Genomic DNA, 22,522 nt, shown 5'->3' on the forward strand with positions numbered 1-22,522 from the left:
TCTCTAAAGGCTTTCTAGTTCTTTTGAAAGCAGAAATTCTTCGCCAAAGTTTTGCTTAAACAGGCTTTCGGATAGCGGTTTACCATCGAGCTCTGCCTGCGTGAGTATCAGGCTTCTGCCGTCTGCGCAATCTGCCCAAAAGCGGCTGTCTTTCCAGTGGAGCCGCGGCTGACAAGCGTCCGCTCTATCCTGGCGATAATAGCTCCCCAGGATAGTGAGGCGCTTGTTGCCCAGATCAAAAAAAGCACCCGGGTAGGGTGGCGCGACCGCTCTGATCAGGTTGTGGATTTCCTGCGCAGACCGGGACCAATCAATTAGTCCGTCGGCTGGCTTCCGTCCGCCAAAGTAGCTACCGGAACTGAGCACCAACGGTGTTTCCTTGGCAGTCCCGTCCAGCATTTTTGGCAATGTCCGCAGGAGCACGGTTTCCGCTGCCAGGGTGACCTTTTGAAACACATCAGTGGCTGTATCGTTGGGGAGTATCGGCACTGCCTGCTGATCCAGCAGGCTTCCCGCATCGGGTTTCAACACCATTCGATGGAGGCTGGCCCCGGTTTTTGTTTCGCCATTGATGATCGCCCAGTTTACCGGCACACGCCCGCGGTATTTTGGCAGCAGCGAGCCATGCATATTGAAGGCGCCCGCAGTCGGGATATCCAGCAGTGGAGCCTGCAGCATATGGCGATAGTAAAAAGAGAAAATTCTTGCCGGGGCCAGGGCCTGGATCTTGTTGACGATATCCGGCGTGTTCGGATCATCCGGTTTGATAACCGGGATGTCGTTTCTCTTTGCAAGTGCTTCTACGCTGTCAAACCAGATGTTTTCATTTGGGTTGTCTTCATGCGTGACGACAAGCTGTATATCAACGCCGCACGATAGCAGAACCTCAATGCCGCGAGCGCCAACATTATGATACGCAAAAACTACTGCGCTATTTCTACCGGGCATCTTCTAATTCCGTTGCGGTATGTTGGGGGCCTGACTCTTGCACTGATTTTTCCAGCACTGTCTTGATCAGAAATTTTGGACGATTTCTGACCTGGACATAGATCCTGCCGACATATTCACCGAGAATCCCCACGGCGAAAAGTAAAACGCCGAGGATGAAAAACGAGATTGCAAATAGGGTAAAGACGCCCTCAACTTCAGAGCCGACAATCAGTCGACGCAAGGCGAGGAATAGAACAAAAAGGAAGGAGAATACAGATACCAGCATGCCCACTACGGAAAAAATCTGCAGCGGGAGAATGGAAAAGCTGGTCATCAGATCAAAATTGAGGTGTATCAACTTAAATAACGAATATTTGGACTCGCCCGCAGCTCTCTCTTCATGTTGCACCACCACCTCTACCGGATTGGCCGCGTAGATATAGGCCAGTGCGGGTATGTAAGTCTGGGACTCCTGGGAGTCGAGGACAGCCTTCACAATATCGCGGTGATAGGCGCGAAACATACACCCCTGATCGGTCATATGGACGTTGGAGATCCGCTCGCGCACGCGATTCATGATTTTAGATGCAACATCGCGCCATTTTGAATCCATGCGCTGGTGCCTGATGGTGCCGACATAATCGTGCCCGTCATCAAGCTTGCTAACCAGCTTTTCGATTTCTTCCGGAGGGTTCTGTAAATCGGAGTCCAGCGTAATGACATAGTCTCCCAGAGCGCGCTCGAAACCCGCAACAATGGCAGCATGCTGACCGGCATTTGCCCTGAGAATAACGACTCTGGTCACTTCCGGGCGCTTCTGATACTGCTGCCGCAGCATTGCTACAGAGCGGTCACGGCTGCCATCATCGACGAAGATAACTTCATAGGACCTGTCCAGGCGATCCATGGCGCCATAGAGCCGGTCAAAGAGCGATTCGAGCACCGCTTCTTCGTTATATACCGGTATCACAATGGACAGTTCTACCCGGCCATCGGGTGAATTTCGGTGTTCTGAGCCGGTTTTCTCAACTTGTTGTAACATCATTGGCCTCGCTCGGAAAATAATCCATGCACTGCCTCGCAGACCAGATCAACATCAGAATCCGTCATGGTGGGGAAGAGGGGTAATGTGAAGGTCTGGGTGCCGATTCTTTCCGCATTAGGGCAGCTTCCCGGGCCATATCCCAGTTTGCGATACAGTGGAAACAGGTGCATTGCCGGGTAATGCGCCCCGACCGCGACGCCGCGGTCATTAAAGTAGGCGACGATTTCCTGCCGCTCCATACCGAGCGCCGCTGAATCAATACAGACGCAGAACATATGCCAGGAATGCCCATCACCATCCTGTGGTTTGATCAGGGCCGGGTGGTCGGGCAGGTGACGGAAATATCTCTGGGCCAAATGCGTTCTGGCCTGATTCCATCCCTCCAGCTTATCCAGTTGAACGATACCCAGAGCGGCACTGACATCAGAGAGGTTCATTTTCCCTCCCCATTCCGATACCAGAATTTCCCCCTGCGCATCGCGCTCTATACCATGAAAGCGAAGACGCTCGATCTGCGCCATGAAGTTCTTGTCCGAGCAAGCCAGGGCGCCACCTTCGATAGTGGTCATATTCTTGTTGGGGTGAAAACTAAAGCAAACGGGATTACCTGCCGAGCCGATTCCGTTACCTTTGTAGTTGGAGCCGATCGCATGGCAAGCGTCTTCAATCACTACGTAACCACTGTCAGATGCAAGTTTATAAATCGGGTCCATGTCTACCGGCAGGCCGGAGAAATGGACAGGCATTATCGCGCGTGTCTTATCCGTCACTGCAGGCTTTACTTTTTCGATATCCAGATTGCGGGAGCGAAGATCTACATCCACAAAGACCGGTGTTGCACCCACTCGAAGTACGACATTGGCGGATGCAACAAAACTCATGGCGGGCACAATGACTTCATCTCCAGGTCCGATACCGGATGCGATGAGTGCCGCTTCCAGGGCCGCTGTACCCGAATTGAACGTTCTAACCTGCGTGCCACCGCCAATAAAGTCAGCGAGCTTTGCTTCAAACTCCTTGACCTTGGGGCCCGAGGCTAACCAACCGGAGCGCAACACATCCGACACCGCATCGATCTCTTCCTGGGAGATGGTGGGCCGTGTAAATGGCAGCATGTCAAGACCTCGCTAAAACTATTACACCAATAATAATGATGCCGATACCGGCAAGTTTTCCGTAACCCAGCGACTCACCGAGCAGCCACCATGCCATAAAGGCATTGACTACGTAGCCGATGGAAAGCATGGGGTATGCAATACTGACGTCGACTCTGGAGAGCGCCAGTATCCAGACAATCACGCTAACGCCGTAGCAACACAGTCCCAGCCATAGCCAGGGTTCACTGATTAGACGATGGGTGATAGGCCAGGCACTATCGATAGTGAGGCCGATGCTGCCGACTTCACTCACGGACGCTTTTAGCAGCAGTTGCGCGATGGCGTTCAGTAGCACACCGGCCATAATCAACGAGAATGTGACGCCTGTCATTTGATTACTGTTCCTGTTCTAGGGTTCGCTGGGTGCTATTTTAATTGCTTGGCCATGACAATTCGGCGAGGCCCTTCATAAATTATTTCGGTATCTTTTCCTTTGGCCAGGAAATCTTCCTTTTCGTCAGCGCGGATGACGGCTACTGCCTGTCTCTGCGTATTCCATTTTTTCCAGAACTCGGCCTTGGTGGCGATGTACTTTTGCGGTTCGGCTTCAATACCCATTTTCAGTTCGCCGGTGTAGGAGACCAGTGTAATGGGGCGCTCCAGATAGAAGGGCAGGGCCTGGGGATAGTTGTCGATAGCGTAAATCGGCGTAGAGTCGTCGGCGTAACTCATGATGGCCTTTGCTTCATCAGCACTGGATCGGGATACGGCGATTGATTGAAAGCCCCACAAAAACAGCATGGTGCACAGTGTCGCGCATACGCTGGCGACAGGGATGGCCGTTGAAGGTTTGCGTTTCCATTTGAGCAATGCAAAGGCGCCGAGTCCCAGCGACAAGGCGGCGCCAATCAACCAGGGCCGATAGGCGATAAAGAGCGCGGCGGGATTCTTCTCCGAGGCGAAGTGCGGTCCAAGCATTGCCAAAACGAATGCCAGTACTGCCGTAACCAGCATTACCCAGGCGTCACCTTTGACGACCTTGTCCACGCTCAGTCGCTTCGCTGCCAGAAGTGCGACGAATGGGAAAATGGGCAGTATGTAGGCCGGTAATTTTGAGTGGCCCAAAGAGAAGAAGATGAAAGTGATTGCGATATAAAGCCAGATGAACTTTTCGGTATCGAATCCATTTTCTTTGGAGGAACCCCATGAGAACCGTGGAAACAGGACGCTTTTTGCGCTGGTAACCAGCCACGGTAGTACACCTATGATAAATACGCCTAAGAAATAGTAAACAGGCCCTTCGCGATGGTGCACGTTGGTTGTATAGCGCTCGAAATGCTCACGAATAAAGAAAAAGTGAAAGAATTCGGGGTTCTGTCGCGAAACTTCTATAAACCAGGGTGCACAGACAAGCAGGAACAGGAGTATGCCTTTTACCGGGTGCAGATCTTGTATCAGTTTCCAGTCGCGTTGCCAGAGTAAATAGCCAACAAGGGCTGCACCCGGCAGAACAACGCCAATGAGCCCCTTTGACAGTACCGCGAATGCCAGAGCTGCCCAGCCAGCCAACATCCAGTTGCGCTTCGCTTGAGGAGAAATGCCTGGTCTCATCGCCAGGATCGGGCAGCCGACGCCCAGTGTCATGAATAGCGTCAACGTCATGTCGAGCGTGAGGTAGTGACCCGCCCCGGCGAATAGAACTGTACTTGCAGTCAATAGAAAGCTGTACCGGCCGACGTCGCGCCCGTAGAGGCGCAGCCCCAGGAATCCCATAAACGCTGCGCAAGCGAAAGAGGCCAGAGCAATCCAGAGGCGTGCGCTCGCGTTACTGTAACCAAAGACCTCATAGCTGGCCGCGGTGAGCCAGTACTGCAAGGCCGGCTTCTCGAAATATTTCAAGTCATTGAGGCGTGGCGTGGTCCAGTCGCCAGATGAAACCATTTCCCGCGGGATTTCTGCATAGCGCCCTTCGTCTGGCTCAACGAGGTCGCGGTGGCCCAGTCCGGAAAACCATATGATCAGCAGGAGTGCGACGCACACATAGAAGAGGTTCGTTCTACTGGTGCTACTTTCTTTCACATCTGGAATACGATCTGCACTTAGATAGCCTGTGTCCATTTCTGCCTCTTGCTATTAAACCTTAGAGAGATTCTTGTGGGTGCGATTCGTGGGGCGGGAGGCTATCCGGGATTGGAATACATGGACTTGTACAGAGCTGCTCGGCACGGGCTATTAAGGCTTGAACAATGTAGGGGTGCCACCGGATGGTCTTCCTGCTTTAACAACAAATACTATCCGAATCCCTTGGGGTTTTCACCGGCTTAATGGCCATGAAGCTGGGATTCAAGGCAAAGAAGGCTGCGTCCTTCTGGCCGAAAAGTCAACCTGACAATTGTGACAGAACCAAAATTCGTCGGCTGTCGTGTAATACCAATTGCCGGGCCGAAAAAATTGCACGGAACCATGCCAACCCCGAGTCGGTACCGCTTGATTTGACATAGTTTTTACATTCTTTTCATTATTATTTTATCCCCTCTCCTGTACTCTCCCGCCATCGTTACTAATATTTACCAGCTGAGGGCAAGATGATGGATCGGAAGCATCCCGATACATTCCCAAATGGAAAAAGGTGCTCGAGATGCGCGCCGATTTCCCGGTTCCCGGCTGACACCAAACTGCTTGTCGCGGACATCAGCCTGGGGCGCCTGTCCGGTGCCGCTGGCAGTTGGTAAGACGTAGGGCTGTTGCGTCGTAATACAGCTCCATCTACTCGCCGAGGGGGAAGCCCGCAATGACGACATGGTTAAAAAATAACCAGGTCCTTGTTGGTCGCTGGTTCGCCGGCACCAGGCCTGTGAAATGGTCCCTAGACGGGTCGTGTAGGTCTAGTGCCCGTGGCCGTTACTTTCGACGACTCCATCCTATCGCAACATTAGGTACAGGCCTGTTGGCGTTGTGCTCTTTACGCTCAGGTGTCTGAGCGCTTCCATGATCCACTGGGGCTGATAAATACGGATGATATGGATGTTGAGTTCTGTTCGATTTGATTCTCTTATTATCAGGTCTTTTGCCTTACTTGCTGTTGCTGCCATCACCAGTTGCACCCGTTACACGCCTCAACCGATTGTCGATGATGCGCCGCCGTTGGCTTCGAGTATGCAAGGTGGCATAGCGATGGCGGCCAACCAGCCAGGCTTGCAGCATAGCTATTCCGTTAATTTGGAGGATGGCCTGAATCTCACGGAGATAGGGATTCTCGCCGTCTTGAACAATCCCCGGCTACAAGCGCAACGCGCAAGTGCGTCGGTGGGTCAGGCGCAGGTCTTTGCTTCCGGGCTGGTCCCCGATCCAAGATTTTCGGGGTCAGTGGATAGGCCGGATAACGATGCCCCGGACCTGGTGGATGGCTGGCTGTCGATGCTGGAGTACGATTTCGGGAACTTGATTACGCGTAATGCCCGTATCGAGGCGGCGCAAGCGAGTCAGGAGAAACTGAATCTCGATATTCTGTGGAAGGAGTGGCAGGTCGATCTGAAGGCGCGCTCTCTGGCCGTAAGGCTTCAGTTTGAACAGCAACAGCTTGCACTGCTGCATAACATTAAAGCGCTCTACAAGGAGCGTTACGAGCACTCCGCGAGGGCGTTGGAGCGCCATGACACAACACTCTCGGTCAGCGGTACAGACCTCTCCGCATTAGCAGATGTCATCAGCCAGCTCTCTCAAGTGGAGCAAACGCACAACAAAACACGCTACGACCTCAATCTGTTATTAGGGCTGCAGGGTGAGGTTAAGGTCCCGCTATCAGCTATGTCCGCCCCGCCAATGCTGGACCGGACTGTTGCAGAGTCCTACATCCAGAGAATGCCTGCTTCAAGACCGGACCTGTTATCTCTCAAGGCAGGCTATGCAAGCCAGGAGTCGCGGGTTAGGGCGGCGGTATTGGCACAGTACCCGGCGGTGACCGTGGGTTTCAATCGTGCGCGCGATACGAGCAACATCCACAGTAGCGGTGTTAGTGTCAGCCTGCAGTTGCCATTCTTTAGTGGTAACCGTGGCAACATTGCCATAGAGCGTGCGACTCGCCGGCAGTTGCGCGAGGAATATCACGCAAGGCTTGCTGAAGCGGAGAAAAATGCCAGACAACTTCTCAGCCTGCAGCAGATTCTGCATGACAAGCAGGCGCAGTTAGAGAAAATCCTCCCCACGTTACAGAGTCAGGTGAATAACGCCAGGGCTGCCTATGCACATGGTGATATCAATGCGCTCACATTTTTGAATTTGGAATCCACGTGGGTAAACAAAAAATTGGAATCGCTCGATCTCAAAAGATCGCTCTGGGAAAACAGAATTGCGCTTGAAGCATTGCTGGCTATGCCGGAATACAGCGCCACAAATGTGATTGATCCGTCGGAACCCGTGAAATGAAAAAGGCTACCAAGCTTCTTGGCCCAGGCATACAGGGGGTAATAGCTGCCTGTATCTTGACTCCTATTGCTCTTCTCGCTCATGCAGAGCCGCCAAGTGTTCTGGTGAACGTCGCAACGGTGAATCAACAGGAGGTCAAAAAGCACCTGACCGCATATGGAACCCTGGAGCCAGATCCGGACAGTGAGTTCAGTCTCTCGCTTCCGCGCGCGGGGCTCATCAATCGGGTCTGGGTTCGGCTGGGGCAACGGGTAAAAAGTGGTGATCAGCTACTTGAGCTGGTGACGTCCCCTGATGCGCGCACGCAATATTTTCAGGCCAAGAGTGCCGTGGATTTCGCTAAACGCGAACTTGAGCGGCAGAAGCGCCTCCTGAATGAGCAGATGGCGACAGGGGCGGAGGTTGATGCAGCGCGTAAGAATTTACAGGATGCGCTCTCGACTTTTGAGGCGGTCAAAAAGCGCGGGCAAGGGTTGTCTCGGGAGGTCCTGCGTGCGCCGGTAGACGGGATCGTAACCAGCCTCTCCGCGACCCAGGGACAGCGAGTGGCAGCTGATACTACTGTGATGCTGATCGGTGCACAGCAGCGCTTGATCGTGCGCCTCGGCGTGGAGCCTGAGGACCTGCCAGAAGTACGGGCGGGAAATCCAGTGATCGTGAAGTCAGTTTTTTCCCCGGATACCCAGATTACGACGGAAGTCCGGGAAGTTCACGCAATGATTGATCCTGTTACCCGCCTGGTAGAAGTGCTTGCGGTGGTGCCAAAAGCCCAGAGCGATCAGCTCGTTCTGGGCAGTCGTGTTTCAGCACAGATTCAGGTTCTCTCCCGGCAGTCTCTCGTCGTACCGCGCAGTGCCGTGTTGTTTGATGCTGGGAAGGCCTATGTATTCATCATCAAAGCTGGGCATGCAAAACGTGTTGCCGTAGAGGCTGGGGCGGATGAAGGCAAGATGATCGGCGTCCGGGGGGATCTGCAGACGGGGGATAAGGTAGTGATAAAGGGTAACTATGAATTGACTGACGGCGCTTCAGTGAGACTGGCGGAGCGTCATTGATGTCGATTACTCATTGGGCCGCCGGGCACCGACGCTCCATTTTGTTTATGGTTGGAATTTTAGCGTTGGCCGGTGTTGCTGTCGGAATACGCCTGCCGGTAGCACTCTTTCCCCATATTGACTTTCCGCGCATCGTGGTAATGCTGGATTCCGGTGATCGTTCTGCAGATCAAATGGTCATTGAGGCAACCCGAAAAGTAGAGCAGGCGGTTCGTTCTGTTCCCGGTGTCGTCAGTATACGTTCGACCACCAGTCGTGGTAGCGCCGAACTGTCAATAAATTTTGGCTGGGGTGACGACATGATCAGCGCAATGCTGCAGGTCGAGTCCGTCGTCAATCAGTCACTTTCTGATTTACCCCCTGGAACAAAGTTCACCGTGCGGCGCATGGATCCGACCGTTTTCCCAATCGCTGCTTACAGCTTGACGTCGGAAAGTGAATCACAGATTAAATTACGTGACCTGGCCAAGTATTCTCTTGTGCCATTATTGTCATCGGTTCCCGGTGTCGCCAAGGTATCAGTAATGGGAGGGGATACTGCGGAGTACCGCGTCGAAGTTGACCCTCAGAAGCTTGCTGCGTATGGGCTTAGTTTTGCGGATGTCGCCAAGGCAGTCTCCGCCAATAATGTACTTCAGGCCGTCGGCCGCCTGGAGGATCATTACAAACTCTATCTTTTGCTGTCGGATATCCGGATTCAGTCGTTGAAGACGATTGAAGACACCGTTTTGCGTAGCGGCAACAGCGGCCTTGTCAAGCTTGAGGATATCGCCCGGGTCTACGCTACCAGTGCCCCTAAATGGCAGCGTGTAACGGCAGATGGGCGCGACGCAGTACTGGTACAGGTCTATCAGCAGCCGGGCGGTAATACCGTCCAGATCGTGAAAAATGTGAATCAACGGCTGTCCAAGTACCGTGACAGAATTCCCAAGGACGTCAAAGTCGCCAACTGGTATGACCAGAGCGACCTTGTTACAGCGTCGGCGAAAAGTGTACGCGACGCTATTGTGATCGGTGTCATACTGGCCGCGCTGGTGCTCTTCGTTTTTCTGCGGAGTATGAAGATTGCCCTGGTAGGGGTGCTGATCGTGCCCTCGGTTCTGGCCAGCACAGTGCTGCTCCTATATCTCTTCAACATGAGCTTCAACATCATGACGCTCGGTGGAATGGCAGCTGCGGTTGGCCTGATTATCGATGACGCCATTGTCATGGTCGAGCACATATTGCGGCGACTGCGTGAAAGAAATAGTGAGTTACAGCGATCCGTTCGCCAGGCAGCGATAGAATTTACCTCGCCGCTGGCAGGTTCCTCCGCTGCGACAATTATCGTTTTCGCACCACTGGCGTTTCTTTCGGGGGTAACTGGTGCTTTTTTCAAGGCACTTTCGCTAACGATGGCAAGCAGCCTGATCATCTCTTTCCTGCTGGCATGGTTGGCAATTCCACTGCTGGCTGAACATCTTTTGAGTCGCAAGGACGCGGAAGTCGAGGATTCACAACCGCTTTTTGAGCGAATTCTTCGTTTCTATCGTTTTGCCATGGCGCGCCTGATGCGCACTCCGGTACTGATCTTAATCGGAGTTCTACCTTTGATGCTGCTCGGATATTTCGGCTATCGACAAGTCGGCACCGGGTTTATTCCGAAGATGGATGAGGGTGGATTCGTCCTCGACTATCGCACTCCGGCGGGGACCTCGCTCGCTGAGACCGACCGGCTTCTACAGCAGGTTGAGAAAATACTGACGGAAAATAAGTCCGTTGAGACCTATTCCCGACGCACTGGTGCGCAGCTGGGTGGCGGCCTGAGTGAGGCTAACGAGGGCGACTTTTTTGTGCGTCTGAAGCCATTTCCTCGCCCACCTATTGGTCAGGTTATGGACCAGATTCGCAGTCGAATAGAGCAGCAGGTACCAGGCATTGAGCTGGAAATGGCGCTCTTAATGGAGGACTTGATAGGGGATCTGACAGCAGTACCACAACCGATTGAAATCAAGTTGTATGGTGAGGATTTCGATCAGTTAATGAAGACCGCGCCGAAGGTGGCTGCTGCGATTGAGAAGGTACCCGGGATTGTGGATGTTCAGGACGGTGTCGTTTTGGCGGGTGATGCTGTGAATATTGTCGTGGATCGCGACAAGGCGGCGCTCGCCGGTATTGAGCCGGGAGAGGTGACTCAACAACTGGATGCGTGGTTCCACGGTACGGTTACCACCAACGTTCAGGGAAAAATCAAGCAAACGCAAGTGCGGGTGTGGGTTCCACAAGGGGTTCGGGACCGTGTCTCCGCAATTAAAAATGTTCAGCTTCGCGCTCAGGATGGCCATTTGGTGCCATTAAGGCGCATTGCCAAGATAGATATAGAAACAGGACAACCGCAGATTACGCGGGATAACCTCCAGCGGATGGTCGCGGTGACCGGGCGTATCAGCGGTCGCGATTTAGGCTCGACCATGCGAGATGTGCAACACCTGTTGAAAAAACGCGGTTTCCTGCCCAAGTCAATCTACTTTGAGCTTGGTGGCCTGTACAAGCAGCAGCAAATTGCGTTCAAGGGGCTGCTGTTCACATTCACGGCAGCCATTGCGCTGATTTACCTGCTATTGCTATTCCTGTATGAGGATTTTGCCGCTTCGACTGCAATCGTGATTACGTCTTTGCTAGGCATGGCGGCTGTATTTTCCGGTCTCTGGATCACCGGGACAGAGCTTAATATTACAGCCATTATGGGCATGACCATGATCGTCGGTATGTTTACCGAGGTCGCCATCTTTTACTTTTCGGAGTATCGAAGCCTTAGAAAAAACAAGATGGAGTTCAGCCAGGCTTTAGTTAAGGCGGGAGAAAACCGCCTCAGGCCAATATCCATGACAACAATTACCGCTATATTCGCCCTTTTGCCTCTGGCACTGACGCTGGGGGAGGGCGCCGCGATGCAGCACCCGCTGGCGGTGGCAATTATCTCGGGATTACTGGTTCAGGTGCCGATGGTCGTTATTGTGATGCCGTTGATATACCGGGTCCTGGTTTCAGTCTCCTTGCGGCCTTTCTGGCGCCGGGCTAAAGCGTAACTAAACGAATGTAATAAAATAAAGAAACAGGATAAACTATTATGGGGCGTTACTCCGGTATTTTCTTTCGCGGTGCAGCTATGGGCGCGGCCGATGTGGTTCCAGGGGTGTCTGGGGGCACTATTGCCTTTATCACGGGAATTTACGATGAGCTGATCGATAGCCTGAAAGCGATTGATATTAATGCGCTAAGAATCCTATTCAGCCGCGGTTTGTTTGAGTTTTGGCGACATATCAATGGTAACTTCCTGATTAGCCTTTTGATTGGGGTTGCGTTTAGTGTGTTTACGCTCGCTCATGCAATATCCTATTTACTTGAACACTACGCGGCGCAGACTTCGGCCTTTTTCTTTGGTCTGGTAGCGGCGTCAAGCTGGTTTATCTACCGGCAGATGCCTGCAGGACGCTTTAGAGCTTCCTGGTTTATTGTGGGCATTGCCTTTGCAGTCGCTGTGGGTTTGGTCCGGCCGGCGGAAATCCCTGTTACTCCACTTTCTGTTTTTCTGTCTGGGGCCGTTGCCATTTGTGCAATGATTCTTCCGGGAATTTCAGGAAGCTTTATTCTTCTTCTATTGGGTATGTATCAGCCAGTTCTGGGCGCCGTGAAGTCGCTGGATGTGGCGACGATCCTTGTCTTTTCTTCGGGGTGTTCCGTTGGTCTTGTCGTTTTCGTGCGCCTCTTGTCGCTGCTGCTTCATCGTTATCGCGCGTCAATTCTATCCTGGTTGACCGGAATTTTACTCGGCTCGCTGTCAATCATCTGGCCCTGGAAGGAATCGGCAGGCGAGGGGATGGGAGGTTTTACCATGCATAACATATTGCCTACCGCAGATCCCGTGATGGACGTACTCCTGTGTGTCGCGCTCGCAGCGTCCAGTGTAGTGTTGGTTTTTGTTCTGGAAAATAGAGCTGGCGTAAGTGCCAAAGCAACATCATGAATGTAAGTAATTCAATCCGGTTCTTTATTTCGTAGCGGTCGCGGATAATTTACAGCCACCGTAAGTGCTAACGTTGGATCTTATTTTCGATGAAATTATGAGCGATTTATAATGATTAACCAGGATTCAGTACCCCCCGGAAGAAACATTGTCTTCCAGCCGGGGGTTGATTGGTGGCAAAAGAGGTTGCTGATTACCGCGGTGATCACGGTAATCATGCTGGTCATTTTCTCCGGTATTGATGATACGCCATTAACAAATTCTACCGAGACCCGTGTGGCCGGTATTGCCACGCAGATGTACCTTGATCAGGATTATGTCGTTCCGAAGCTGAATGGGCAGCCCTTTCTTGAAAAGCCGCCGCTATATTCCTGGTTGACGGTGGTGTCATACAAGATTTTCGGTATTTCATATTGGTCTTCTCGTTTGCCTTCTGCACTGGCCGCTATTGGATTGCTCATTTTGCTCAGCGTACAGATGCGGGCGCGGAAATACCCGATTGCAGTGCAGCTGGTATCGATCCTGACTCTGGTGACTATGGCGGAATTCTGGTCCTATTCAAGAACCGCGAGCCAGGATATGGTCTTGGCTTTTGGCGTTGCGCTCTCTCTCCTGAGTTTATACCGATACCTCGATTCAGATCATTATCGGTATCTTGTCCCCAGCGCTGTGGGAATAGCAATTGCCGCTATGGCCAAAGGCGTTTTCGGGATCTCCGTCATTATCATGGTGGTCCTCCCTTATTTCTTGTTGAGCAATCGTGATAAGGATCGAGGTCACTGGCTTAAACAATTTTTTGCGCTGGGGGTTGCCTTTTCGTGCGGATTGATACCACTGGCCATTTGGTTGTGGTTTCTGTATGCGCAGGCAGGTTGGGATGCGTTTTATACGGTCACCTGGGTGAATAGTGTCGGTCGCTTTTTGGGGCAGTACCAGCACGGTGGGCATGTTGAAGCCTGGTACTATTACCTGGCACGAGTGCCCGTTCTGTTTGAACCGTGGCTGCCTATTGTATTTGTGGGTGTGTGGTATCTGGTCAAAGAGGGCAAGCTGAGCGGCTATCGCCTGCTGCTGATCTGCTGGCTTTTTGCTCCGATTTTCCTCTTGTCGCTATCCAGCTCTAAACGTGAGGTTTACCTACTCTCGATCTATCCTTCTGCCTGCCTGTTGATCACCGATGCGGTTAATCGCTTTTACCGCATTGGCGAAAGGACTTTGTCTATGCAGCATGCCAGGCTGCCCCGCCATGCGCTGTCCTTCCAGCTATTCCTGTCCACAATTCTATTGGCCGGAGTTTTCTATCTGGCATTATTCAAGTGGCAGGCGGGGTTGTATACGATTACCGTAGCCGCAATCAGCGCACTGGCATTATTCGCTGCGGTATTTTACCGCGTGAAAGCGGACGTTGGGCGTGCCTTAGCCTGGAGTCTGGCCAGTATCTGTCTGCTTTTTATCGTTTATGGTGGCGTGCTTGATCCAAACGAGGGAAAGGCCCGGTCTTATGAAGCGGTATTCGACAATGCGGTATTTTCCGACGCAAATGCAGAAATCGGACTTTACCGCCCTCAAGAGAGAACGTCTGGCGCTGCAGTCTACTATTTACGTCGTGTCGTTAAGCAGCTGGATACACCAGAGGAGCTTGCCGTTTTCATGCGGCAATACCCTGATCATGTGGTGATTTCGGAAGATAAGGAATTACTCAAGCTGCCGGGAGACATCCAGAAAATTTCAGTTTCCTCGGATACGATGTACGTGCTGACTCGGTAGTAGACATTCCTAGAAAATGTACTTTGTGCTGATGGCGTAACCGCCGAGTAGGCCATAGTGGATGTCATTATCCGGAGCCTCCGAAATTTCTAAGGTTGAATAGGATTACATTAGCTCTGTATCCGATGTGTACTCGATTGTCGGCGTATTGCCTTCGTGTTTTGAGGGATGGTCCAGCCCAAAACCTCGATCGGCCTGATGTGACGCCAATGTATCATGGGCGTATACCGAGGAGTGCTCGTCTTTAGCATCGGGAGTTTGAACAGCGTGGCGGGCATTTGTCGATCGAAATTTCCGGCGTTTGGCACTCGGTGACGGTGGTTTATTGCTCGAGCCGGCGCTGAATGGCGCCGGGTTCTCCGAGTCTACCGCTGGGACAGTCAAACTGCAGTATCGGCTTTCCACACTGCAGATGGTTGGCAGGATGGGAGATTACAGGGGATTTACGCCGCTGCGATGTCGACTAAAACCTTACCTTGCTTGCCGCAGGACTGGTATGCATGAGGCTCGTTGGCCTGGGACAGGGAAAAACGACGAGGATCCAGGATGACGCGAAGAATACATGAATGATGACCCTGATTACTGCATTTTGGAGGAGCTGATCGGACATCGCTACAGCCCCTCCTTATGCGCTAACTGTTTCAGCTACCGGTCGTTCATTTAACTCAACACTGCGCGGGGCTCCATGAACGCATCGAGACCAAATGTGCCGAATTCACGACCGATACCGGAGTGCTTGAACCCCCCGAAAGGTGCCAGGGGTTCATGGGGAGCACCATTGATCACAACGCGGCCGGCTTCCAGCTGCCCGGCGACACGCTTCGCGCGCTCCTGATCTGTGGCATAGACGTACGACTGTAAACCGTAATCGGTATCGTTGGCGATGGCCACAGCCTCTTCCTCATCGCGATATGAAAGCAGGCACAGTACCGGCCCGAATATCTCCTCGCGTGCGATACGCATGTCATTGCTGACGCCGGTAAAGATCGTGGGCTGAACAAACCAACCACGCTCGAGTCCCTCGGGGCGACCCTCTCCACCGACCAGTAGTGAAGCGCCCTCCTGGATGCCGAGACGAATATAGGACTGTACCCGCTCCCACTGTTTTTCGCTGACCATTGGCCCGATTTGCACCTCCTCCGTGCGCGAATCACCAACCTTTAGGGTATCGACAAATGTCTTGAGTCGGGAGGCCACCTCGTCGTACCGGCTTTCCGGTACCAGGATGCGGGTGCCTGCGACGCAGGCCTGTCCGCTATTATTGAAGCCGGCCATGGCGATTTTCGGGATGGCCTGGTCAAGATCAACATCGTCGAGCAACAGTTGCGGCCCCTTGCCGCCGAGTTCCAGGGTTACACGCTTGAAGGTGTCGGCGGCGGCGGTGAGGATTGCGCGACCGGTTGCCGTCGATCCGGTGAAGCTGACTTTGGCAATATCCGGATGGCGGCTCAGCTCGGCGCCGACGACATGTCCGTAGCCGTTAACAATATTGAAGGCTCCCGCAGGAAGACCGGCGCTGTGCAATGCCTCGGTCAGGACCTGCGTCTGGATAGCACTCATTTCCGACGGCTTTATGACGATCGTCGATCCCGCCGCAATGGCCGTGGCCAGCTTCGAGCAGATAAAACCGAAATTGCTGTTCCACGGCGTAATGGCCGCAACCACACCGAGCGGCTCCATACTGACCTCGGCCCGCCCCATGGTGCGGCGGAAAGGATAGGTGTCGACGGTCTTCGCCATCTCTTCGAATGCCGTCGCCGTACGCGCTACGGAGAAGGTGGTGAAGTAGTGGGGCGCGCCGTACTCCTCGGTCATTGCCGCCGCCATATCCTCGGTGCGTGCGGATACGGCGTCGCGCAAGCTGAGCAGCATGGCGATTCGCTCTTCCTTGCTGGTCCGTGACATCGCCGGGAATGCCCGCTTGGCGGCGGCGATAGCGGCGTGAGTGTCGGCCACATTGCCAAGCCTCACCTGCCCGATTTTTTCCCCGGTGGACGGGGCGAACAGATCGGCGACGTCCTGGCCTTGCGGTGTGACGAAGGTCCCATCGATATAGATATGTTCGATATTGTGCATGAACTGTTCCCGCTGGTTGATGATTTCGGGGCAGTATGCGCGAGACACACTGATAGAATAAGATTGTTAATGTGGGACAGACTGTTGAGGAAATTCGTGCAATGAGTAGGGCAAGTCTCGCTGAACTGGAAGCCGTAGTGACCGTCGCGCGGTGCGGTGGCTTCCGCGCCGCTGCGCGAGAACTCGATGTTTCCTCATCGGCTTTGAGTCACGCTGTGTCGGCACTGGAGGAGCGGATAGGCGTGCGCCTGTTCAACCGCTCGACCCGCAGTGTCGCCCTGACTGCGGCGGGGGAACAATTCGTCACCGATATCGCACCAGTTCTGGCCACCATCGACGATGCCATCGAAAATGTGGGCGAACATCGCGCCGAGCCGTCCGGTGTGCTGCGCCTGAATATGGCACTCGGCGCGGCCCGCATGCTCCTGAAGCCCCTGATAATCGAATATATGCGCCGTTACCCGGCGATGCAGGTCGAGATTGTGACCGAGGGCATGTTGGTGGATGTGATCGGGCAGGGCTTCGATGCCGGTGTACGCCTGGTCGAGTCGGTGCCGCCTGACATGATCGCAGTCCCGATCATCCCGACGGTAAGGTCAATCGTTGCCGGGGCTCCCTCTTATTTGACTGGGCGAACCTTACCCGAAACACCGCATGACCTGATGCAACACCAGTGTATTCGTGCCCGCATGGCAAGTGGCCGCCTCTACCAGTGGGAATTTGAGCGACATGGCGAGAGCCTCTCGATCGATGTCCCCGGTGTCCTGACACTCGACGACAGTGAGTTGATGCTCGAAGCCGCAGTGGACGGTGCCGGGCTTGCCTATATCACCGAACACTCGGCGGCCACCTATCTCCAGGAAGGTCGCCTGGTTCGCGTTCTGGATGACTGGACTCCGCCTTACGCCGGCCTTTGCCTGTATTACTCCGGCCGCAAACATGTGCCCGCCAAATTGCGTGCATTTATTGAGTTGATCCGTGAGACGAAAATCTGGACATAGCGCACGGGGGTGGGTCTGCGTACACGACTAGACTGTGCCCGGCGACAGATTAGCGGACAGCTTTTCACGCAGAATAGGGGCGGCGAAGTCGAGAAATGCGCGAAGCTTGAGCGGCAGCATACGTTGACGCGGGAAAACCAGATTGACGGGTATCGCTTCCTGTTCATAGTCATTCAGCAACAACCGCAGTGAGCCGTTTTCTATCGCGTCTGCAACCTGGTAGGACAACACACGTGCAACCCCCAAACCCTGCAGCGCGGCATCCACTGCGGTCTCGGCACTGTTGACCATAAGTCGTTGACGAATGGCTGCATCGATCCCACTCTTACCCTGACTGAAAGCCCAGCGGTCTCCGACAGTGATCGCGTCGAAGGCGATACAATCGTGGAATGCCAACTCATCTGGTGCCTCCGGTATACCGTGTTTTAACAGGTAGGCCGGACTTGCGCAGGTAACAATACGAATCGAGCCCAAATTCTTGGCAATCAGGCTGCTGTCGGGGAGTTCCCCGAAACGGACAGCGAGGTCTACCTGCTCCTCCACCAAATTCACGCGTCGCTCCGTCTGTATCAGGCGGATGTTCACATTGGGGTAAGCCTTGAGGAAAGCGGAAATCACCGGAAGCAGATACAAGCGGCCAAAAACCATCGGCGAAGTGATGACCAGATCGCCGGTCGGTGCCCGGTATTCCCCGGAAGCCCGCCGTTCAGCCTGCCTCACTTCTGAAATGATACGGCGACAGTCTTCGAGATAGGAGGCGCCGGCATCTGTCAGTTGCAGCTGCCGGTTGCCGCGTATCAGCAGTCTGGTATTCAAGTGGGTCTCGAGCTCCGACACCTTGCGGCTGACGGTAGCCAGCGGTATTCCCAATTTGCGCCCCGCGGCGGACAGGCTGCCCGCATCGACGGCTTCAACGAAGATCGACATGGCTTCCAATCTGTCCATTACACCTCCCATTTTTTGGAAGGGTGACTACAGAAATTACAGTCTAGTCTGCCTAAAAGGAAACTACTATCGTGCGAGCCATAGGCGGTAACCGGGAGAGGGGTTGCGCCAGGTCTTACCGAAATTGAGTGTAAATGGAGCCACCGACAGTATTGCCTGGGCCCCCGGGCTTTGTCGCGGCCCTCTTTTTGGAGATTGAAAAGCATGGAAAATCCCATTCTTGTTACTGGTGCAGCAGGTCGCCTGGGTGGCGTTGGCCGCACTATTACGGAAGTTCTTCTCCGGCGGGGACTGCCGGTGCGGGCTCTGGTGCGCCGGGAAGACGAACGTTCAGAGGCTCTGCGCGAAATGGGCGCAGAGGTTTTTGTTGGCGATCTCACCCGTGCCGCGGATGTTGCGCGCGCACTGGAGGGGTGTCGGCGCATGTTCTTCGGAATGAGCGTGTCCGCCCCCTATCTGGAAGCTACAGTCACCACCGCCGCGGCTGCGCGAGCGGCGGGCGACCTGGAGGTACTGGTCAATATCTCACAGATGACCGTATCGCAGATGAGCCTGCACGATTCGACGGACTCACCCCAGCAGCGCCAGCACTGGCTGGGCGAGCAGGTATTGAACTGGTCGGGATTGCCTGTCGTGCATATCCGCGCCACGGTGTTTCTCCAGCATTTCTTTTTCTCCGCCTGGGCGGCCGAGTCGATCGCGCGGGATAACACGATTCGGCTGCCTTTTGGCACTGCGCGGACATCACCGGTTGACAGCCGCGATGTGGCCGAGGTCATCGCGGCTATCCTGGCCGATCCCGACGGCCATATCAGCAAGGTTTACGAGCTCACCGGCCCGCGTTCTCAGGATATTGCCGCGCATGCGGGGGAGTACGCCGCTGCGCTTCGACGCCCGATCAATTATGTCGATGTTCCATTTGATGAGTGGCGCGAGCAGCAGCTCGATGCGCACGAATTGCCGGATCATGTCTACCAGCACCTGCTGACAATGGCGCGTCTGCATGCCGAGGGGCGATATGATCGAAGCACGCGGGATGTCGAGAAAATTCTGGGACGCGCGGCAACGAGCACCCGCGAGTATGTTGCCGATAACCTGGAACTTTTCGAACCATAAGCGACGGTTTAAAAAAAGTTTTTGAGAAATTATTCGGCTGTCGACAGAGGTCAAGTAGCCGACTGCCTTTGGATGCTGCTGGATAATACTTTTCGGCAGGGCAGAAAATGCAGTGCCGGTTACCGACACTGCAAAAGCCTGACAGGATGGGAAGTCTTCGATCGACTTATACCTCTGAGATGTCGATCACTACTTTGCCGCGCGCTTTGCCGGAAGCCTGGTATTCATGTGCTTCATTGGCCTGGGAGAGTTCGAAGCGGCTGGGATCCTGGAGAACCCGAAGCTTTCCGTCTTCAACAAGTTTGGTTGCCTGTTGCATGATTTCACCGTGGTGCGCACGACCCGCTCCGGTCAACAATGGCAGCAGTGTGAACACTCCGGAATAGGTCGCACCTTTAAAGGAGAGTGGGGCGATACTGTGGGTGCCCCAGCCAAGGCAGCTGACAACATGCCCGACATAGGTCTTGACCGCTTTGAAGGAATTGTCCAGAACTTCTCCGCCAACGGTGTCATAGACGATATCGAATCCCGCGCCACCGGTGTGCTCCTGAACATACTCATCCACTGTCTGCGTGTTGTAATCGATCGGCGTGGCACCCAGCTCGCGGATGGTTTCCTGGCTTGAGGCACTACCCGTGGCATAGACGTCGGCACCGAAAGCTTTGGCGATCTGCACGGCCATTTGCCCAACCCCGCCGGCACCACCGTGGACCAGCACGGTTTTGCCGCTCGATACCTTGGCGCGGTCCACCATGCCCTCCCAGGCGGTGATAAAAATCAGCGGGATTGATGCGGCCTGCCGCAAGTCGATTGAGTTGGGCGCCGCTGCCAGCAGGTCGGCATCGGCAACGATGAACTCGGCGAGTGAGCCCTGCACACCGCCGACCCCGCCGGTCAGGCCGTATACCGCATCGCCAACCTTGAACCGAGTGACGTTGCCGCCAACCGCGTCGACGATGCCGGCGGAATCCAGGCCCAGAATCGCCGGAAACGGATGCTTGGCGTGGGGTGCTTTGCCTGCGGCGATCTTCAGGTCGAGCGGATTGACACCGCTGGCAACCACTTTCACGCGGACCTCATTGGGGCCGGGTTCGGCCACTGGCAGCGATGCCAGGGCCAGGGGGGCATTGGCCTGTTCGACCACGACCGCTTTCATCATCTTCGACATGTTCTGTACTCCAAAAGTGTGTGAACAGCAGTTACTATTATGGTTATTCCATATTGAATAGAAATGGATAGTAATGAATGCTGGCAATTCAAATATGAATAGAGTGATGGAGTGGGGAGATTTGCGCTATTTCCTGGCCGCCGCCAGGGCGGGGACTCTGGTGGGGGCGGCAAAACGGATTGGCTCCAGCCAGCCCACCGTCGGGCGGCGCCTGCAGGCGCTTGAGCGAGCCGTGGGTCAAAAGCTGTTCCAGCGGACCACAGAGGGCCTGGTTCTCACTGAAGAGGGCCTGCTGGTTTTGCAGTATGCCGAGAGAATGGAAGGAGAGGTGTTCGCATTATCGCGCAGTCTCGAAGGGCAGGAGGGGGAGCTGACTGGCCAGGTTAAAGTGTCTTGCTCGGACTGGTTTGGTGTTTACGTGTTGGCCCCGATCTTCGCGGATTTTTTACATCTTCACCCCGGAATTCGCATAGAGTTATTAACGGATTCGAGGCCTTTCGACCTGAATCGACGGGAAGCCGATCTGGCGTTTCGCATTGTCCCGTTTGAAGACCCGGATATCGTGCAGCGAAAATTGCTGGAGATCGAATACGCCGCGTACACGGCAACGCCGAACGTGATAGAGCCGGACGGTGATGGGGAAGGGCAGCGGCTGGTGACCATGGACACCCAGTTTGGGGATATGCCGGATGTTCAATGGCTCCATCAGCAGCTGCCACAGGCAACCGTCGCATTCACCAGCAACAGCCGCCAGGTGCAAGCCGAGTATTGCGCGCGAAGTAATGGCATTGCGATTTTGCCGCGAGCGATCGGCGATGGCCTGGCGGGTTTGAAAGTTGTGGAATTCCCTACGCACCCGCCGGGCAGGAGCGTTTGGCTCGGCTATCACCGGGATTTGCGAAACCTGGCGAGGCTGCGCGCCCTGATCAAGTTTGTAACGGAAGCACTGGAAGCCGATGAGCGGTTTGTATAACGGTTGGTGCTACATGATTGGAGGTACTACGGCTGTGTCGAAAGACTGCTACCGGCTGGTTGCATTGAATATCATTGGTGAGGGTTTCGGGTTGTAAGCCTGGGAGCTTCAGGGAATTTGGAATCTGACGGTTGCGCGAGGTGTGCAAAATTGAAAATCGGCAAATCCGGCACACTGCTTGCCGAGATCATCCGTGCCCACGGCGGCATGGAACTCTGGCAGCGGTACGAAAAAGTGGAGGCCACCATCGTGAGCGGCGGCGGGCTCTTTCCGTTGAAAGGTGTCCCGCAGAGTTCAGAACCGCGCCGTATGACAGTCTGGCTGCACGAGGAGCGCTCTTCGGTCTTTCCCTACGGCGCCGCCGATCAGCGCACGATGTTTACGCCCGAGCGGATCACCATCGAAAAGCTCGATGGCTCGCTGGTTGCAGAGCGATATGGACCCAGGGATTCGTTTGCCGGCCACCAGATGAACACCCCATGGGACGCGCTCCAGCGGGCCTACTTCAATGGCGAAGCCCTGTGGACCTACCTGACCACACCTTTCCTTCTGGCCATGGAGGGCGTCTGCGTTGAGGAAATTGAGCCGTGGCGTGAGGACTCGGAGGAGTGGCGGATTTTGCGGGCCCGCTTTCCCGGCTCGATCGAGACACATTGCCTGGTCCAGGATTTCTACTTCGATGAGGATCTGCGGCTGCGCCGCCACGATTACAGCGTCAATATTGCGGGCGGTTTCGCCGCCGCGCAGCTGACCTCAGATTACGTAGAGACCAACGGCATTTGGCTCCCCACGAAGCGTCGCGCCTATGCGCGGGGTCCCGATCAGCGGCCCATTCCTGACCTGCTGATGGTATCCATCGATATCAGCGACATTAACTTTTCTTAGTACCCGGGCTGTTTGCCATGTTAGTGGCGAGCA

General features: G+C 54.4%; 17 protein-coding genes. 9 read left to right on the forward strand and 8 right to left on the reverse strand.

The window, feature by feature from the left end:
• Nucleotides 1-3 precede the first annotated feature (3 nt).
• Genes ABDK11_RS09835 through ABDK11_RS09855 form a run of 5 tightly spaced genes read right to left on the reverse strand, consistent with a single transcriptional unit; the run spans nucleotide 4 to nucleotide 5,190 of the window.
• Complete coding sequence (locus ABDK11_RS09835; protein ID WP_346840115.1) at nucleotides 4-948, reverse strand: formyltransferase; 945 nt, start codon at nucleotides 946-948, stop codon at nucleotides 4-6.
• Nucleotides 938-1,975: a glycosyltransferase gene (locus tag ABDK11_RS09840; RefSeq protein ID WP_346840116.1), complete on the reverse strand. Its 1,038-nt coding sequence runs from the start codon at nucleotides 1,973-1,975 to the stop codon at nucleotides 938-940. Before ABDK11_RS09840 ends, ABDK11_RS09835 begins: the two co-directional genes overlap by 11 nt.
• On the reverse strand, nucleotides 1,972-3,090 hold the full coding sequence (locus ABDK11_RS09845) for a DegT/DnrJ/EryC1/StrS aminotransferase family protein (RefSeq protein ID WP_346840117.1): 1,119 nt from the start codon (nucleotides 3,088-3,090) through the stop codon (nucleotides 1,972-1,974). Before ABDK11_RS09845 ends, ABDK11_RS09840 begins: the two co-directional genes overlap by 4 nt.
• A 1-nt stretch (nucleotide 3,091) precedes the next feature.
• Nucleotides 3,092-3,463, reverse strand: coding sequence for an EamA family transporter (locus ABDK11_RS09850; protein WP_346840118.1), 372 nt, complete (start codon nucleotides 3,461-3,463; stop codon nucleotides 3,092-3,094).
• Nucleotides 3,464-3,498: 35 nt separating this feature from the next.
• A complete protein-coding gene (locus ABDK11_RS09855; RefSeq protein ID WP_346840119.1) occupies nucleotides 3,499-5,190 on the reverse strand; it encodes a glycosyltransferase family 39 protein in 1,692 nt (563 codons plus the stop codon).
• Between the two features lie 906 nt (nucleotides 5,191-6,096).
• On the opposite strand from ABDK11_RS09855, the gene ABDK11_RS09860 reads away from it, so the two are divergent.
• From ABDK11_RS09860 to ABDK11_RS09880, 5 genes are all read left to right on the forward strand, one after another.
• Nucleotides 6,097-7,497 (forward strand): TolC family protein, encoded by a 1,401-nt coding sequence (locus tag ABDK11_RS09860; protein ID WP_346840120.1) that lies wholly within the window; start codon nucleotides 6,097-6,099, stop codon nucleotides 7,495-7,497.
• Nucleotides 7,494-8,552 (forward strand): efflux RND transporter periplasmic adaptor subunit, encoded by a 1,059-nt coding sequence (locus ABDK11_RS09865; protein WP_346840121.1) that lies wholly within the window; start codon nucleotides 7,494-7,496, stop codon nucleotides 8,550-8,552. The genes ABDK11_RS09860 and ABDK11_RS09865 overlap by 4 nt, the downstream gene beginning before the upstream one ends.
• On the forward strand, nucleotides 8,552-11,620 hold the full coding sequence (locus ABDK11_RS09870) for an efflux RND transporter permease subunit (RefSeq protein ID WP_346840122.1): 3,069 nt from the start codon (nucleotides 8,552-8,554) through the stop codon (nucleotides 11,618-11,620). The genes ABDK11_RS09865 and ABDK11_RS09870 overlap by 1 nt, the downstream gene beginning before the upstream one ends.
• A 41-nt stretch (nucleotides 11,621-11,661) precedes the next feature.
• Nucleotides 11,662-12,558: a DUF368 domain-containing protein gene (locus ABDK11_RS09875; RefSeq protein WP_346840123.1), complete on the forward strand. Its 897-nt coding sequence runs from the start codon at nucleotides 11,662-11,664 to the stop codon at nucleotides 12,556-12,558.
• 111 nt (nucleotides 12,559-12,669) lie between these two features.
• A complete protein-coding gene (locus ABDK11_RS09880; RefSeq protein WP_346840124.1) occupies nucleotides 12,670-14,325 on the forward strand; it encodes a glycosyltransferase family 39 protein in 1,656 nt (551 codons plus the stop codon).
• Between the two features lie 660 nt (nucleotides 14,326-14,985).
• Here ABDK11_RS09880 and ABDK11_RS09885 read toward each other — a convergent pair.
• Nucleotides 14,986-16,401: an aldehyde dehydrogenase family protein gene (locus ABDK11_RS09885; RefSeq protein ID WP_346840125.1), complete on the reverse strand. Its 1,416-nt coding sequence runs from the start codon at nucleotides 16,399-16,401 to the stop codon at nucleotides 14,986-14,988.
• Between the two features lie 101 nt (nucleotides 16,402-16,502).
• Here ABDK11_RS09885 and ABDK11_RS09890 point away from each other — a divergent pair, with 101 nt between their 5' ends.
• Nucleotides 16,503-17,402, forward strand: coding sequence for a LysR family transcriptional regulator (locus ABDK11_RS09890; RefSeq protein WP_346840126.1), 900 nt, complete (start codon nucleotides 16,503-16,505; stop codon nucleotides 17,400-17,402).
• A 27-nt stretch (nucleotides 17,403-17,429) separates the two neighbouring features.
• On the opposite strand, the gene ABDK11_RS09895 is transcribed toward ABDK11_RS09890, so the two are convergent.
• Nucleotides 17,430-18,347, reverse strand: coding sequence for a LysR family transcriptional regulator (locus ABDK11_RS09895; protein WP_346840127.1), 918 nt, complete (start codon nucleotides 18,345-18,347; stop codon nucleotides 17,430-17,432).
• Between the two features lie 204 nt (nucleotides 18,348-18,551).
• Between ABDK11_RS09895 and ABDK11_RS09900 the strand changes: the two genes are divergently transcribed.
• Entirely contained in the window at nucleotides 18,552-19,463 is a 912-nt protein-coding gene (locus ABDK11_RS09900; RefSeq protein WP_346840128.1) for an NAD(P)H-binding protein, read from the forward strand.
• 166 nt (nucleotides 19,464-19,629) lie between these two features.
• Here ABDK11_RS09900 and ABDK11_RS09905 read toward each other — a convergent pair whose 3' ends face one another.
• On the reverse strand, nucleotides 19,630-20,631 hold the full coding sequence (locus tag ABDK11_RS09905; RefSeq protein WP_346840129.1) for a zinc-dependent alcohol dehydrogenase family protein: 1,002 nt from the start codon (nucleotides 20,629-20,631) through the stop codon (nucleotides 19,630-19,632).
• Between the two features lie 94 nt (nucleotides 20,632-20,725).
• Between ABDK11_RS09905 and ABDK11_RS09910 the strand changes: the two genes are divergently transcribed.
• Both ABDK11_RS09910 and ABDK11_RS09915 read left to right on the forward strand, forming a co-directional pair.
• Nucleotides 20,726-21,604 carry a LysR family transcriptional regulator gene (locus ABDK11_RS09910; RefSeq protein ID WP_346840130.1) on the forward strand — a complete coding sequence of 293 codons (879 nt, stop codon included), beginning with the start codon at nucleotides 20,726-20,728 and terminating at the stop codon, nucleotides 21,602-21,604.
• A 150-nt stretch (nucleotides 21,605-21,754) separates the two neighbouring features.
• Nucleotides 21,755-22,489, forward strand: a complete 735-nt coding sequence (locus ABDK11_RS09915; protein WP_346840131.1) for a hypothetical protein — start codon at nucleotides 21,755-21,757, stop codon at nucleotides 22,487-22,489.
• Nucleotides 22,490-22,522: the final 33 nt, after the last annotated feature.

The sequence above is a fragment of the Microbulbifer sp. SAOS-129_SWC genome (assembly GCF_039696035.1).
Classification (GTDB): domain Bacteria; phylum Pseudomonadota; class Gammaproteobacteria; order Pseudomonadales; family Cellvibrionaceae; genus Microbulbifer.